Source organism: Nitrosospira sp. Nsp18 (genome assembly GCF_900103145.1).
Classification (GTDB): domain Bacteria; phylum Pseudomonadota; class Gammaproteobacteria; order Burkholderiales; family Nitrosomonadaceae; genus Nitrosospira.
This window is the reverse complement of sequence record NZ_FMWY01000021.1, coordinates 17,749-32,673: the sequence shown is the minus strand read 5'-3', so window position 1 is coordinate 32,673 and position 14,925 is coordinate 17,749. Positions and strand designations below refer to the sequence as shown.

12 protein-coding genes are annotated in these 14,925 nt (G+C 57.6%); 3 read left to right on the top strand and 9 right to left on the bottom strand.

Features of this window, described 5'->3' with window-relative positions; genetic code table 11:
- Positions 1-282: 282 nt before the first annotated feature.
- Complete coding sequence (locus tag BLS94_RS15310; RefSeq protein ID WP_256325381.1) at positions 283-414, bottom strand: hypothetical protein; 132 nt, start codon at positions 412-414, stop codon at positions 283-285.
- Between BLS94_RS15310 and BLS94_RS10145 the strand changes: the two genes are divergently transcribed.
- Genes BLS94_RS10145 through BLS94_RS10135 form a run of 3 tightly spaced genes read left to right on the top strand, consistent with a single transcriptional unit; the run spans position 413 to position 4,835 of the window.
- A complete protein-coding gene (locus tag BLS94_RS10145; RefSeq protein WP_090960511.1) occupies positions 413-1,117 on the top strand; it encodes an ABC transporter ATP-binding protein in 705 nt (234 codons plus the stop codon). The genes BLS94_RS15310 and BLS94_RS10145 overlap by 2 nt on opposite strands.
- Positions 1,105-3,672 (top strand): FtsX-like permease family protein, encoded by a 2,568-nt coding sequence (locus BLS94_RS10140; RefSeq protein ID WP_090960509.1) that lies wholly within the window; start codon positions 1,105-1,107, stop codon positions 3,670-3,672. Before BLS94_RS10145 ends, BLS94_RS10140 begins: the two co-directional genes overlap by 13 nt.
- Positions 3,672-4,835, top strand: coding sequence for a lipocalin-like domain-containing protein (locus tag BLS94_RS10135; protein ID WP_090960505.1), 1,164 nt, complete (start codon positions 3,672-3,674; stop codon positions 4,833-4,835). The genes BLS94_RS10140 and BLS94_RS10135 overlap by 1 nt, the downstream gene beginning before the upstream one ends.
- 18 nt (positions 4,836-4,853) lie before the next feature.
- Here BLS94_RS10135 and BLS94_RS10130 read toward each other — a convergent pair whose 3' ends face one another.
- Genes BLS94_RS10130 through nuoG form a run of 8 tightly spaced genes read right to left on the bottom strand, consistent with a single transcriptional unit; the run spans position 4,854 to position 14,920 of the window.
- Positions 4,854-6,314 (bottom strand): NADH-quinone oxidoreductase subunit N, encoded by a 1,461-nt coding sequence (locus tag BLS94_RS10130; protein ID WP_090960503.1) that lies wholly within the window; start codon positions 6,312-6,314, stop codon positions 4,854-4,856.
- On the bottom strand, positions 6,311-7,813 hold the full coding sequence (gene nuoM / locus BLS94_RS10125; RefSeq protein WP_090960500.1) for an NADH-quinone oxidoreductase subunit M: 1,503 nt from the start codon (positions 7,811-7,813) through the stop codon (positions 6,311-6,313). The genes BLS94_RS10130 and nuoM overlap by 4 nt, the downstream gene beginning before the upstream one ends.
- Positions 7,810-9,783 (bottom strand): NADH-quinone oxidoreductase subunit L, encoded by a 1,974-nt coding sequence (nuoL, locus tag BLS94_RS10120; RefSeq protein ID WP_090960497.1) that lies wholly within the window; start codon positions 9,781-9,783, stop codon positions 7,810-7,812. The genes nuoM and nuoL overlap by 4 nt, the downstream gene beginning before the upstream one ends.
- Before the next feature lies 1 nt (position 9,784).
- Positions 9,785-10,093 carry an NADH-quinone oxidoreductase subunit NuoK gene (nuoK, locus tag BLS94_RS10115; protein WP_090960577.1) on the bottom strand — a complete coding sequence of 103 codons (309 nt, stop codon included), beginning with the start codon at positions 10,091-10,093 and terminating at the stop codon, positions 9,785-9,787.
- A gap of 4 nt (positions 10,094-10,097) precedes the next feature.
- Positions 10,098-10,622 (bottom strand): NADH-quinone oxidoreductase subunit J, encoded by a 525-nt coding sequence (gene nuoJ, locus BLS94_RS10110; RefSeq protein WP_090960494.1) that lies wholly within the window; start codon positions 10,620-10,622, stop codon positions 10,098-10,100.
- Positions 10,623-10,655: 33 nt separating this feature from the next.
- Complete coding sequence (gene nuoI / locus BLS94_RS10105; protein ID WP_090960491.1) at positions 10,656-11,171, bottom strand: NADH-quinone oxidoreductase subunit NuoI; 516 nt, start codon at positions 11,169-11,171, stop codon at positions 10,656-10,658.
- A gap of 39 nt (positions 11,172-11,210) precedes the next feature.
- Positions 11,211-12,167 (bottom strand): NADH-quinone oxidoreductase subunit NuoH, encoded by a 957-nt coding sequence (gene nuoH / locus BLS94_RS10100; RefSeq protein WP_090960488.1) that lies wholly within the window; start codon positions 12,165-12,167, stop codon positions 11,211-11,213.
- Positions 12,164-14,920, bottom strand: coding sequence for an NADH-quinone oxidoreductase subunit NuoG (nuoG, locus tag BLS94_RS10095; RefSeq protein ID WP_090960574.1), 2,757 nt, complete (start codon positions 14,918-14,920; stop codon positions 12,164-12,166). Before nuoG ends, nuoH begins: the two co-directional genes overlap by 4 nt.
- Between the last annotated feature and the right edge of the window lie 5 nt (positions 14,921-14,925).

The window sequence follows — 14,925 nt, the reverse complement described above, 5'->3', positions numbered from 1 at the left end:
GCGAAAAAGTGACCGGGTGAGGACAGGTTTTGCGGATTTTGAAGGCCAATAGTTATTCCATTGACCGAAAAAACGGCGAAATATGAACCAGCGAGACGCTTTTGCAGCCCATTTCCTTTAAGTCCGACAGGCTGCCAAAGCAATCTCTGAGTAAATCCTGCGAGGAACGCTCAACCGGTAGCTCAGCTGGGCCCGACCGGCAATAACGGGACTTATCCGGAGCCGGAGGTTCTTTAAACACTAACGCGGTTACAATAAGGACTTTCTTCCCAATGAACAGTCTCATGCAATTTTCATTTCCTGTCTTTTATCATGCCTGCCTTGCGGATGCGGCGCAGCTATCGTTATCGCCATCGTTACGGTATATGGCTCCGTACCGCTCCATCCGGCACGCGGGCAGTTAGAGTCCATCATGCTGGAACTGCGCCATATCGGAAAAGCCTATGCGAGCGGACGGCGAGTGTTAGCCGATCTATCCTATATTCTCGACGCTGGCGAGTATGTAGCGATCATGGGCGAATCCGGCGTCGGTAAATCCACACTGTTGAATCTGATCGCTGGTTTGGATACCCCGGACTCGGGTGAGGTACTGATTGACGCCATCGCCATGTCATCATTGGATGACGATGCCGCAACGCGACTGCGACGCAAGGAATTCGGCTTCATTTTTCAGGCTTTTCACATCCTGCCGCATTTAACGCTGAGCCAGAACGTCGCCCTGCCCTTGCTGTTGAACGGTATCCAGGCTGAAGAGGCCACGGAACGAACCGAGCAAATGCTGTTCGCTGTTGGCTTAAGCGGAAGAGGAGACCACTTCTCGCGCCAACTGTCGGGAGGCGAGTTGCAGCGCGTCGCAATCGCCCGGGCGCTGGTTCACCGCCCGAAGCTGATCCTGGCGGATGAACCCACGGGCAACCTCGACCCGGATACGGCACACGACATCCTCACGCTAATGCGCGCCGAAATCAAGGCGAATGGTGCCTCCGGCATTATTGTTACCCACTCGCACGCAGCGGCGGCAACCGCAGACCGCGTGCTGGTGCTGACAAAAGATGGATTGCATCCATTAAATCCGGAAAGTTCGGCAGTTTCACGCCAAAGCAGATGGCGAAGCTGACGCATAGCGGCGCGCTGTCCCGCTGGTTGTTGTGGGGCGAATGGCGGGCCCACCGGTCGCAAGCCACAGTTGCCGTCATCGCAATCGCGATAGGGGTGGCGCTTGGGTTTGCGATACATCTGATCAACGCGGCCGCCTTCAATGAATTTTCGGCCGCCGCCAGAAGTATTTCCGGTCAATCCGACCTTCAGGTGCGAGGCGCACAAGCCACCTTCGACGAATCACTTTTCCCGGTTCTGGTGGATCGTGAGGGTGTCGAACTCGCCAATCCGGTGTTGGAGCTCGATGTCGCCATTCCCGGCAATCGCGACGAAAACAAGGGCGCCACCCTGAAAATTCTCGGGCTGGATATTTTTCGCGCCTCGGTCATGACGCCGGACCTGATCGGCATCCCGGCCGAAGACAAACTCTTCGATATCCTGGCGGATGACGCCATCTTCCTGTCTCCTGCGGCAATGGAATGGCTGGGCGTAAAATTAGGCGACCCGCTGCAATTACGTGTCGGAACCCAAGCTATCACACTACGGGTTGCCGGCGGTTTGACGCGAGCCCGCGCCGGGCAACGCATCGGCGTGATGGATATCGGCGCGGCGCAATGGCGCTTCCAGCGTATCGGCCAGTTATCGCGCATCGAATTGAAACTGGTGCGAGGTATCGGTCATGCCCCATTCAAAGCGGCGCTTGAACAGGAACTGAAACTGCGCGGACAATTTCTGGTCACGGAACCTGCAGATCAGGAAACCCGCGTTGCCAACATGTCGCGCGCTTATCGCGTCAACCTGAACATGCTCGCCATGGTGGCGCTGTTCACCGGCACATTCCTGGTATTTTCGACGCAGGCGCTTTCGGTCGTTCGGCGGCGCCATCAATTCGCTTTGTTGCGTGTACTCGGACTAACACGGCGGCAACTGTTGGGTCAAATTCTGCTTGAGGGCGGCGCCCTTGGCATCGTTGGTTCGCTGTTGGGCCTCGCCCTGGGTTACGTAGCGGCCGCTACCGCGTTGCATGTTTTTGGCGGAGACCTGGGAAGCGGATTTTTTTCAGGAGTGAAACCGAGCGTGCATTTTGACCCGGTGGTAGCGACGTTCCTTTTTTTTCTGGGGCTAAGCACCACCTTGCTGGGTAGTGCCGCGCCGGCCTGGGAAGCAGCAACCGCCAAACCGGCGCCGGCGCTGAAATCCGGTAGTGAAGATGCCGCGCTCTCGAAATTGGCCACGTCCTGGCCTGCCATAGTATGTCTGGCGTTGGCGGGGGTGCTCACGCAGTTGCCCCCAATTTTTGAATTGCCGATCTTTGGCTATCTTGCGGTGGTGCTGTTGCTGATAGGCGGTATTGCGCTCATGCCGCGTCTGTCAGCATTGATTTTCTCCGCTGTATTTTCCGCGATAAGCAAACGCACATCCCGAGCCATGCCGTTATTGGCGCTGGCCCGGTTGGCCAATGCCCCCAACCAGGCCTCTATCGCGCTGGGCGGCGTCCTGGCCAGCTTTACGCTGATGGTATCGATGGCAATCATGGTCTCCAGTTTTCGCGTTTCGGTCGACGATTGGTTGAAACATATCCTGCCAGCCCAGTTATACGTAAAGACGGCAACGAGCGGAGATACGCGTGGCCTTACCCCAGTTGAAAAGGAAGCGCTCGCGGCCCTGCCCGGTATCTCTCGTGCAGACTTTTTCCGCTCGTCCCAACTGACGCTCGATCCACGCCGCCCCAGCATCGCGCTGATGGCTCGCCCCATTGACGCGGCCGATCCGGGCAATACCCTGCCGATAACGGGCGAGGCGATCCTGCCTGCCCTGCTTCCGAAGGACGCGATACCGATCTGGGTATCTGAAGCAATGGTTGATCTATATGGCTATACGCCAGGCACACGGGTAACGTTGCCAATAGCAACACCTTCTCCCGTTTTCGTCGTTGCCGGGGTATGGCGCGATTATGGGCGGCAATTCGGCGCGATACAGATGCGACTGGCGGATTACCAGGCGCTGTCCGGGGACAACAAGGTAAATGATGCTGCGCTTTGGCTGCAAGAGGGCGTTACACCTGAGCAGGCGATTGCATCGATGAAACGCCTGCCGTTCGGCGATGCGCTGGAATTCTCCGAACCCGGAGAAATATACGCCTCCAGCCTGAACTTTTTCGACCGAAGCTTTGCGGTGACCTACCTGCTGGAAATGGTTGCGATCGTCATAGGCCTCCTCGGAGTGGCAGCAAGTTTTTCGGCGCAAGCTTTAGCACGCGGCAAGGAATTCGGCATGCTGCGCCACATCGGCGCGACCCGCCGCCAGATCCTGTCGATGCTGGCGGTAGAAGGAGGCCTGGTTACCGTGCTTGGCATTGTGCTCGGCTTCGCGCTTGGCGGTTGCATCAGCCTGATTCTCGTCTTCATTGTCAACCCTCAATCATTCCACTGGACCATGCAGTTGAACATGCCATGGAGAGGATTGCTGGCCGTAGCCTTCGTATTAACGGCATCGGCCGCTTTGACCGCGCTGCTATCGGGCCGCCATGCGGTATCAGGCAACGCAATACGTGCAGTAAGGGAGGATTGGTGATGGAAATTTTGAAATGCAGCGCTGCCCATATCGGCTCTTCTCGCAAGCGGAAATGCCGGCTCTTCGGCATTGCGAGGAAATCGACGCGACTACTGAGCTTGGCCGTTACGTTATTGATAGCCGGGTTCCTGGCGACACGCGCCTCTGCTGAGCCGCCCAGGTTTTCCCAGGTTGTCCCGGATGTGCCCCTCGTCTTTCCGCAGGATTTTGGGGCCCATCCCGACTTCCGCAACGAGTGGTGGTATGTCACGGGTTGGCTGGAAACACCGGATAAAAAACCACTCGGCTTCCAGGTCACGTTTTTCCGTGTGGCAACCGAACACAACCGGAGCAATCCGAGCCGCTTTGCTCCGAATCAACTCATCATTGCACATGCGGCGTTATCGGACCCTGAGATAGGTAAACTGCTGCACGACCAGAAAAGCGCGCGCGAGGGCCTCGGCCTGGCTTATACCAAAGAAGGCGATACGGATGTAAAACTGGGCGATTGGTACATGCTGCGCGAAGAAAACGGACGCTACCAGACGACTATAAAGGCGCGAGACTTCACGTTGCGCTTCTCGCTGACACCCACGCAAAAGCCAATGCTGCAGGATGACAACGGGTTTTCACACAAAGGGCCGCGACCGGAACAAGCCAGTTATTATTATAGTGAACCGCAACTGCAAGTAACAGGAACCGTTACTCACAACGATAAGGAGATGGCGGTCAAAGGTATTGCCTGGCTCGACCATGAGTGGTCCACCGCCTATCTCGATCCCAGCGCCGAGGGGTGGGATTGGGTAGGGGCCAACCTCGACGACGGCTCTTCCCTGATGGCATTTCTGATTCGCGGGAAAGACGGTCGTAAAGTATGGGCATACGCCGGAATCCGGGATGCTGCGGGCCACTTTACACGGTTTGAGCCAGAACAGGTGAGCTTCCAGCCGCAGCGTACCTGGCGCTCCCCCCACACCGACGCTGTTTATCCGGTAGAAATGCGAATTCAAACCGGCTCGACCGTATGGCTGCTTACGCCGCTGCAAGACGACCAGGAGCTCGATTCGCGGCAATCGACAGGGGCCGTTTATTGGGAAGGCGCGGTCAGGATCAGCCGCGACGGCAGGCCTGCGGGCCGCGGCTATTTTGAAATGACCGGATATGTAGAATCACTGAAGCTATGAGTACAGCTATAAATATAATCAAGTCAGATGCGCAACCGTCGTTTCCAGCACGTGGATGAACTGGCCCGGAGAAACGCCCAGCCCTATCAGAAGTAATGCCAGCAACGCCAGTGTTACACTTTCCGCCAGCGAAGCCGGTACCGCGGATGTGCCTTGTTCAGGAATTGTCTCCGGGTTATATGCGCACATGACTGCAATAACGCGCAAATAGTAATACAGCCCGATCGCGCTGCCAATCGCCAGAACGATGACGAGCAGCCACAAGGAGGCACCGACTGCGGCTGCAAGCAGGTAGAACTTGCCAATGAACCCCATCGTCAGCGGAATCCCGGCCAGTGACAGCAGCATGGCGGTAAATACGCCGGCGAGCCAGGGCCTGCGCCAGAACAAGCCGGCATAATCAGTGAGCATATCGCTGTCCTGATCCGGCGTGCCCCTGGACAATACGGTAACAACACCAAAAGCGCCGAGCATGGTAACGAAATAGGCTGCAAGGTAATAGGATACTGCCTCGACCGCCATCGAGCCAAACGCCAGAAACCCGACCAGCAGGTACCCAAGCTGCGCGATCGACGAATAGGCAAGAATCCGCTTGATGTTGTCCTGGCGCAATGCGAGCAGGTTTCCTGCCAGTATCGTAACGACCGCGACCAGGCTCAGCGCCATAACGATGGATTGCGACTGGTGCGCGTCCGCCACGATGAAATAACGTAGCAGCATGGCAAGCACGGCACCTTTCGAAACCGTTGCGATAAACGCGGATATCGGTGCGGGCGCACCTTCATACACGTCTGGGGTCCACATATGAAAGGGCACCAGCGCGAGCTTGAATCCGGCGCCAACCAGGATCAGCGCAAGCCCGGTAAGTCCATAAGCGCCGAGCTCTTGCTCAAAGACGGCAGGCATGGCGCCGATTTGCGCGAACTGCATCGTACCCAATTGCGCGTAGATCAACGCCATGCCGAACAACAGGAATGCGGAAGAAAAACCTGCCAGAATCAGGTATTTAATGCCTGCTTCAAGCGGACGCTCGGCGCTTCGGGGGTAGGCTATCAGCGCAAAAAGCGAAACGCTGAGCAACTCCAACCCGAGCAGAAGCGAGGCGAAATGGCTGCTCGCCACCAGCACCGCACCGCCGAGCGCAGCCAGCAGCAGCAGGATATAAAGAGCTCCATGATGGCTTTCCCGGCCGCCGAAATAGCGATAGCAAAGAATAGTAACGACAAAGGTTGCAGCAAAGATGAGGCCCATGTAGAACAGCGCGTAGTTATCCAGGATCAGTAGCGGGGTAACCTGGCGCGGCCCGACGCTCGCCGCCAAAGGCAACGCCGCAAGGGAGATAATCAGTCCAAGCAGCGTCAGCACCATCACTGGCTGCGAGCGGCGATAAAAACCGGCGACGAGCATCACCGATACCGCACTTGCCGCAACGATGATGAGCGGCAGCAAGACCATCAGATCGGAGTGCGTCAGGATCATTCGGCACCCGAGTGATATTGCCCGGTCGCAATGTTCCGCGGACCATCGATGGCGAGCGCTGCCGTATCAAGCACCGGCTGCGGGTACAGCCCCAGCCATAGGGTAATGGCCGCCATTGAATACAGGGTCGCCATTTCTCGGCCTGACAGATCACTTAGTTGCCAATCATGCGTATTCTCGCCATGAAAAATTTTCTGCACGAGCGCAAGCCCATACACGACACTGGTTACGAATGCCACGGCCGCGACGGACGCCAGCACGCTGTTGACGCTGGATAATCCCATCAGTACCAGGAATTCCCCGACGAAATTACCCATTCCCGGCAGCCCAAGCGCGGCAATGGCAAAAAACAATCCCATTGCCGCCAGGCGCGGCATGACGCTCCACACGCCTCCAAAGCGATGCATATCGCGGGTGTGCGCCCGTTCCTGCAAAATGCCAGCAATTACAAACAGCGCTCCCGTACTGACGCCGTGCGCGATCATTTGCATCACGGCCCCCCCAAGCGACCAGGGATTCCAGGCGAATATCCCGACCACCGCAAAGCCCAGGTGACTCACGCTGGTGTAGGCCACGAGGCGCTTGAAATCTGTCTGGGCGAACGCCAGGAAAGCCCCATAGAGAATTCCGATTGCTCCCAACGTCATCGCCACCGGGGCAAAATAGCCCGCCGCTTCGGGAAATAGCGGAACAACGAAGCGTAATAGCCCGTAGGCTCCGGTTTTCAGTAGCACCCCTGCAAGAATCACGCTTCCTGCTGTCGGCGCCTCGGTATGTGCGTCCGGCAGCCAGGTGTGAAATGGCACGATGGGCGTCTTGATCGCGAATGCAATGAAGAAGCCGAGCATGATCCACAGCTCGGTGGAAGGAGACATGGCCGTATTCAACAGCTCGAAATAATCGAATGTCAGGACTCCGGTGCTGCGGTAGTGGATGAATACCAGCGCAAGAATCGCCACCAGCATGAACAGACCGCTCCCCTCGGTGAAAATGAAAAACTTGATCGATGCATACTGCCGCTTCTCATGGCCCCAGATCGCAATCATGAAATACATCGGCACCAGCATCAGCTCCCAGAAAAAGAAAAACAGAAACAGGTCCAGTGCAAGGAATACGCCGACCGCCCCTGCCAGAGTCAATAGCAGGTTGAAGTAAAAGAACCCGGCACGCTCCTGAATTTCCGTCCAGGAACATGCCACCGACACCACCCCCAGAAAAGCGGTCAGCACGACCAGGATGAGGCTTATTCCATCCATGGCCAGATGAAAGCTCACTCCGAAACGCGGAATCCACTCCGCCCTGGTCTCGGCAAGCCACCCTCCGTGAGCGGGAAGAGCCATAGCGCTGGCAGACTGCAGCCAAAGCCATATGGTCAATACGAGCTCGATGCCCACCGTAGCCAGCGCAACCCACTTCGCAGAGCCTGGGCGCCAGCGTTCAGCCACCCATGACAGCACGCCGCCGGCCACCAGGATGAAAATTAATGTGGAGAGAATCATGCGAATATCCCGATGAATATAATACCGATCGATCCGGCGGCTACCGCGGCCGCATAACGGCGTACCTGTCCGCTTTGCGTTGCACTCAAGGCGCGATAGAGAAACAGACAAAGCTCGGCCAGACCGCTGTAGATATAGTCGATCACGTCGCGCCGATCGACCTTCTGGAGCCACCTCAGTGTGAATGAAATCGCCATTTTGTAGATATTGTCGATCACGTCGTTCCGATCGGCGTACGCAAGCCAGATATAGGGCCGGACGAACAGGAACTCGTAAAACCAGTCGAAACCCCAGCCAAAATGCCAGAACTTCCGGATTCTTGCCAATGCCGGGATCAGCATCAGCCCATGGAGAAAGGCGGGATATCTCAAAAACAAGAGGTACGCCAACGCGATGCTGCCAAGAGAGGCAGCAATTGCCAGCAGTTCCAGAATGGTTTCGTCATTTTTACCGTCATGAGCGACCCGAGCCGGCGGCAAGGCATGCTGAACGAAATCGGAAAACAGCGTTAAATTGCCGAGAAAAGGTGGAGTTTCAATCCATCCGCCGACTAGAGAAAGTGCGGAAAGAACTATAAGCGGTATAGTTATGCGCAGCCCTGGCCGTCTGGTTTCGGGAGGCATCGCAGTCCTCGCCTCGCCAAAAAAGACGAGGAACACTACTCGAAAGATGTAGAGGCCGGTCAGTATTGCACCTGTCCATCCCGCGGCCCATAACCATGGATTCCCTCCTGCCAGTGACCAGGTCTGCCAAAGAATCAGGTCCTTGCTGTAGAAGCCCGCAGTAACGAGCGGCAACGCCGCGAGCGATGCGCTGCCAATCAGAAAAGTCCAGAATGCAACTGGAAGTTTTTTCCTCAGCCCACCCATCCGGAAAATATCATGTTCCTCGCGCAGGCTCATGATGACTACACCTGCGCTCAGGAACAGCAGAGCCTTGAAGAAGGCGTGAGTCATCAGGTGAAAGATGGCTGCCGACCAGGCGCCCACCCCTAGCGCGAGGAACATATAGCCGATCTGGCTGATGGTCGAATACGCGAGTACGCGCTTGATGTCTTTTTGGGCAAGTGCACTGAACCCCGCCAGCAGCAGGGTAAGCGCGCCTATTACTGCTACCGCCAGTTGTACGGGTGGCGCAAGCGAAAAGAGCACATGTGTGCGGGCGATCAGATAGACGCCCGCCGTTACCATCGTCGCAGCATGCATCAGCGCGCTCACCGGCGTGGGACCGGCCATTGCGTCAGGCAGCCAGGTCTGTAGCGGGAGCTGGGCAGATTTGCCCACCGCACCGCCAAGCAGAAGCGCTGCAGCGAGAATAGCGAGTTCCGACCCCTCCGGCCACTGCTGCGTCACACGCTGCATCAACGGCTGGATATCAAGGGTCCCCAGATGGGTAAACAGCAGAAAAAGGCCGAGCGCCATAGCGGTATCGCCAATACGGGTTACGATAAACGCTTTGCGCGCCGCGCGCCCGTTGGCGGAGTCCCGATACCAGAATCCGATGAGCAGGTAACTGCAAAGTCCCACCCCTTCCCAGCCAAGGTAAAGAAACAGCAGATTGTCGGCAAGAACCAGGATACACATCGAGCCGACAAAGAGATTCATGTAGGCGAAAAAGCGTGCGTAGCCCTCATCGTCAATCATGAATTCCGTGGAATAGAGGTGGATCAGGAAACTGATGACGGTCACGACCAGGACCATTACCAGTGATAACGCGTCGAGATAAAAGCCGATCCTCGGGGAGAAACCGGCCACGGCAATCCAGGTCCATGCTTCCTGCCGAAAGACAAAGCCTGGCGGTGGCGCAGCGATGAAGTCTATCCCGATCAGGATGGCGATGAGTGCTGAGAGAGCCACCGAGCTCGTCCCAATTACCGCAACACTGCGATGCCCCAGATATCTTCCGCTAAGCGCCAGCACCAGGAAACCGGCCAGAGGCAGCGTGGGAATAAGCCAGAGCAGGGACAGCATGTTATCCCCGCATCTTGCTGACCGCGTCCGCATCCAGCGTCTGGAAGCGGCGATGCAGCAGCAGCAGCAACGCCAGGCCGACCGAAACTTCAGCAGCCGCCAGCGACAGGATAAAGATGAACATCACCTGGCCATCCGCCTGCCCCCAGCTGGCGCCTGCAACCACGAAGGCAAGCCCCGCCGCATTCAGCATGATCTCGATCGACATCAGGATGAAAATCAGGTTGCGCCGCACCAGGACACCGATCATCCCCAATGCAAACAGGATTGCCGCCAGCATCAGCCCGTGATGCATGGGGATCGCGGCAATGGCCTCAGCCGTTCTCATTGTCGCCCCCACTCCCGGGCCGGCCTTCGTGCCATCCCAGATGACAGGCTCCCACCAATCCTGCCAGCAACAGCAGTGAAGCCAGTTCAACACCCAGTAGATACGGACCGAAAAGGATGATGCCGACCTCCTTCGCATCCACCACGGCAGTACCGGTGAGTGTGCGGCCGTCTTGCGTGAGGATATAAAGCAGCTCCGCCAGCAGCAGCGCCGCCAGGACAGCTGGGCCCTTCCACATGCCTGGATTCAGCCAGTCCCGCTCCTTGGCCGCCGCTGCTTTGCCGAGGTTGAGCATCATCATGACAAACACGAACAGCACCATGATCGCGCCTGCGTAAATGATGACTTCCAGTGCGGCGGCGAAGGGTGCCCCCAGCACATAGAATACGATTGCCACGGCGAGCAGTGAGACGATCAGGTAGAGCAGTGCATGCACAGCGCTCAAGCCCACGACGACCATCAGCGTGGCAGCAATGGCGATGGCCCCGGAAAAATAAAATGTGAACTCCATTGCGGCTCCATACTTCCAAATCTGCTTCGGAATTCAGGGCAACAGGCGATGCGGATCCACAGGTGGCGCCTCGTTCTCGGCCTCACCCTTGTCCTTGTTCTTGATCGCAAGGCCCGCCATCCGGTAGAAGTTATAGTCAGGATATTTCCCGGTGCCGTCGATCAACAAATCCTCTTTTTCGTACACCAGGTTCTTCCGATCATATTCGCCCATTTCGAAATCCGGGGTAAGCTGGATTGCATCGGTGGGACACGCTTCCTCGCAGTAGCCGCAGAAAATGCAGCGTGAAAAATTGATGCGGAAAAATGACGGGTAACGGCGGCCATATTGATCTTCCGTAGCCTGGAGGGCGATGCAGTCCACCGGGCACGCCGCGGCGCAGAGATAGCAGGCCACACAACGTTCTTCCCCGTCAGGGTCGCGGCTCAGGATGATGCGCCCGCGCCAGCGCGGCGGAATAACAGGCTTTTCGTCCGGGTACTGGATCGTTACCCGGCGCCGGAACATGTGCAAAAAGATGGTCCACATTGTCTTCAGGGAATTCCACATGTCATTTTTCTCCTTAAGCCATGGTCACGCGCAGCGCTTTCACGATTCCCATGCCAATACGATTGCTCCTGTCACGAGCAAATTGACCAGGGTGAGTGGCAGCATCACTTTCCAGCCATAGGCCATCAGCTGATCGAAGCGGAGCCGCGGCAACGACGCGCGCAAAAGAATGAAGAAACCGATGACAATGAAGGTTTTAAGCAGAAACCACATCAATGGAGGCAATAGCGGCCCAAGCCAGCCACCAAAGAACAGTGTCACCATCATGGCGGAAATGAGAATGACGCCGACGTATTCGCCAATGAAAAACAGGCCGAATTTCATGCTCGAGTACTCGGTGTGAAAGCCGGCCACCAACTCGTTTTCCGCCTCCGGCAAATCGAAAGGCAGCCGGCGCGCCTCGGCAATGCCGGCAACGGTAAAGGTTATAAGCCCGAGGATCTGCGGAACACAAAACCACAAGTCTCCCTGCGCCGCGACGATATCGCGCAGGTTGAACGAGCCGGCCAGCATGACCACGCCCATCAGGGAAAGCCCCATGAAGACTTCATAGCTCAACATTTGCGCTGCCGCCCGGAACCCTCCCAGCAGCGAGTATTTGTTATTCGAGGCCCATCCGCCCAGAACAATGCTGTAGACCCCCAGCGAAGACATGGCGAGGAAAAATAACAAACCAATGTTCAGATCGACTACGCCGATGCCCGGCGCAACGGGCACTACGGCGAACGCAAGCAGCGTGGTGATGGCGATGATTACCGGCGCCAGCACGAACAAGGCTTTTTCAGCAAACGGCGGAACCCAGTCTTCCTTGCTGAGGAGCTTAATCGCATCGGCAGCGATCTGCAGCAAACCGAACGGACCCACCCGGTTCGGCCCATAGCGGTCCTGCCAGACGCCAAGCAGGCGACGCTCGATCCAGGATAGCAGCGCCGCGAAACTGAATACAACGGCCAGAATCAGGATCACGTTTGACCAGGCAAGAGCCAGTTCGCTCATGATAAAGTCTCCTTCCCCGCCCTTGTCACCTTGCCCCATGCCGGCATCTCGATTCCGGCCAATGGCGGCAAACCGACAGGCAGGCCGGCCGAGCCGCGCTGCAACCCGGGCTCCAACCGCACCGGCAGCCTATACGTCTGGCTGGGATTCCGTTGTAACTGCATTTGCGAGTCATCCCCGGGGGCAAGGCCGAGCTCCGCCGCATCGTCTGGATTGAGCGCAAGGTATGGCTTTGCCGCAAGCTCTGCAAGCGCAGGCGCGAGCGCACTCAACTCCTCTGTGCCGAAGATATGACGAAGCGGCACAACCAGCCATTCGCCCCCGCGTCGCTCGAATGCTGACGGTATGTTGGTAAAGTACTCGACTTTTCCGGCGGGTAGCGGCTCGATCAGACGCACACCCGGATCCCCGCCGGTGAGCGCCCCCCCCACCTCGTCCTGAAATTTGTTGAGTGCCTGTACCGAGTTCCAACCGGGTGCCCAAAAACGCGGATTGAGCGCCGGAGGAGGATGGTTCGGATATCCTTCCATCGAGAATGAGAGTGGCGCATCCGGATCTTCGGGTGGCTCGGGTTCATGCACGTCGATGTTCGCCAGCATGGCGGTTCGCCCGCTGTAACGGTGTGGCTGGCGGGGGACCTTCTGGCCGCCAATACGAAAATTTGCCGTCGGCGCAGCTCGCAAAATGGGTTGTAATCCTGGAATTGAAGCAGCGCAGGCGGCAGTAACCTGGTCCAGGTTCAGCCAGGGATCGTCTTTATCAGCCCCGGCTGCCGTTATGAGGTCTTGCGCCCAACGCCAGCTTTCCTGAATATCGCCCTGGGGGACGAACACCTGAAAGAAGCGCTGCGCCCGGCCTTCAGTATTCACCAGCGTGCCGTCTGTCTCGGCGAAAGTTCCGGCTGGCAGCACCACGTCCGCTCTCGCGCTGGTCGCATGGCTGATGTGGTCAATAACGACAACGTTCCTTGCTGCCGCGAGGAACCGATCTACTGCTGCAGCGTCAGCGCGGTGATAAAGATCATTTTCCAGGATAATAACGGTGTCGGCCGCGACCCCTGTATAGGCAGCGGTGCCGAGCACTGTCTCGAACGCCAATTCGAGACTGGCGCCGCCGATCATTGCCGCGCCAAGACTGTTACATTCGGGAACCGCGAAGCAAAGTTCCGCCGGATGCCCCGTGTTGCATAGCGCCCACGCCACCGCGGCTGACGCCTCGAGGAGAGCCTCATTCGCGCAGCCCATGCCGGAAACGACGAGAGGGCGTTCCGCAGCCTTTAGCGCTTTCGCAATAGTGTCGGCCAGCGTCCGCATCGCATCGGGCAGGTCCGGTACCGGCGGAGCCCTGGGATCGATCGCATGCGCCACCGCAAACCCGAGCCGGGCCAAATCGTCGGGAACCCCGCGAAACATCTCCGTAGCAACATCGTCGAGCTTGGTGTCGGCAAAGGCGGCGATAAATAGCGGCCCCTGCTCCTGCTGCACCGCTGTGCGCACCGCATAGTCGTTCCAATGGGGAATGCGCATCTTCTCGGCTATTTTCTGCGGCTGGCGACGAATCGACTGGCGTAGCGCTAGCGCCAGCAGGGGTGCGGTATTGGTTACATCTTCGCCGAGCACCAGAACGGCGTCGGCAAGCTCCACCTCGTGCAATGACGGCGAACGGGCGGGCCCCTGCCTGAGAATATCGAGCATGGAAGCGAGCAGACGACCGTCCTGTTCGGAAACGCCGGCATAAAACCGTTCGGGCCCAACCAGCGTGCGTAACGCAAAATTGGCTTCGATCGAGGCGCGCGGAGACCCGATGCCAATTATCCTGGTTCCATTAGCCAGTAATTCGGCCAAAAACTGCACTGCTTCGCCTTTGCTGACAGGCTGCAATGGTTCGCTTCGGTTTTTGCGCAAGGCCGGTCGCCCGATGCGCCGCTCGCTGTTGACAAAGTCGTACCCGTAACGCCCGCGGTCACAGAGAAAATAGCCGTTGACCGCACCGTTGAAACGATTGTGAATTCGACGCAATGTGCCGTAGCGTTCGCCGGGGATGGTGTTGCAGCCCAACCCGCAGTGCACGCATACGGAAGGCGCTGTCTGAAAATCCCACTTGCGCGTGTAATGCTGCTTCAGGGACTTGTCGGTAAAAACACCGGTAGGACACACCTCCACCAGATTCCCGCTGAACTCGCTTTCGAGAGTCCCGTCCTGGTGACGCCCAAAGTAGACCTCGTTGCGCAGCACCAGCGCATCGAAATCGCGTCCGCCCGCGTAGTCGCGGTAAAAGCGTGTGCAGCGGTAGCACTGGATGCAGCGGTTCATCTCGTGGTTAACGAGAGGTCCCAGGTTCTGGTTGTGAAATGTACGCTTCCGGCCGCGATAACGGCGATAAGTATGCCCCGTCATGATCGTCATGTCCTGCAGATGGCATTCGCCGCCCTCATCGCACACCGGGCAGTCGTGCGGATGATTGATCATCAGCCATTCGATTATGCTTGCGCGGAATTCCCGCGCCTCGGGATCCTCGATCGAGATGCGGGCACCGTCTGTGGCTGGCGTCATGCAGGCCATGACAATCCTGCCGTGCTTGTCCCCTTCGTTCTTGAACTGCTTGATGGCGCACTGGCGACACGCGCCTACCGAGCCTAATGCGGGGTGCCAGCAAAAATACGGGAGGTTGAACCCCAGCGAAAGACATTGTTGCAGCAGATTTTCTCCCTCTTTCACCGGGTAAGGTCGATTGTCGATAAGGATCGTCGCCATCTTCA

Excerpts from the sequence above, each read along its gene's own strand:
- BLS94_RS10145 (WP_090960511.1), top strand. The coding sequence starts at position 413 with ATGCTGGAACTGCGCCATATCGGAAAAGCCTATGCGAGCGGACGGCGA.
- BLS94_RS15310 (WP_256325381.1), bottom strand. The coding sequence starts at position 414 with ATGATGGACTCTAACTGCCCGCGTGCCGGATGGAGCGGTACGGAGCCA.
- BLS94_RS10140 (WP_090960509.1), top strand. The coding sequence starts at position 1,105 with ATGGCGAAGCTGACGCATAGCGGCGCGCTGTCCCGCTGGTTGTTGTGG.
- BLS94_RS10135 (WP_090960505.1), top strand. The coding sequence starts at position 3,672 with ATGGAAATTTTGAAATGCAGCGCTGCCCATATCGGCTCTTCTCGCAAG.
- BLS94_RS10130 (WP_090960503.1), bottom strand. The coding sequence starts at position 6,314 with ATGATCCTGACGCACTCCGATCTGATGGTCTTGCTGCCGCTCATCATC.
- nuoM (WP_090960500.1), bottom strand. The coding sequence starts at position 7,813 with ATGATTCTCTCCACATTAATTTTCATCCTGGTGGCCGGCGGCGTGCTG.
- nuoL (WP_090960497.1), bottom strand. The coding sequence starts at position 9,783 with ATGCTGTCCCTGCTCTGGCTTATTCCCACGCTGCCTCTGGCCGGTTTC.
- nuoJ (WP_090960494.1), bottom strand. The coding sequence starts at position 10,622 with ATGGAGTTCACATTTTATTTTTCCGGGGCCATCGCCATTGCTGCCACG.
- nuoI (WP_090960491.1), bottom strand. The coding sequence starts at position 11,171 with ATGTGGAATTCCCTGAAGACAATGTGGACCATCTTTTTGCACATGTTC.
- nuoH (WP_090960488.1), bottom strand. The coding sequence starts at position 12,167 with ATGAGCGAACTGGCTCTTGCCTGGTCAAACGTGATCCTGATTCTGGCC.
- nuoG (WP_090960574.1), bottom strand. The coding sequence starts at position 14,920 with ATGGCGACGATCCTTATCGACAATCGACCTTACCCGGTGAAAGAGGGA.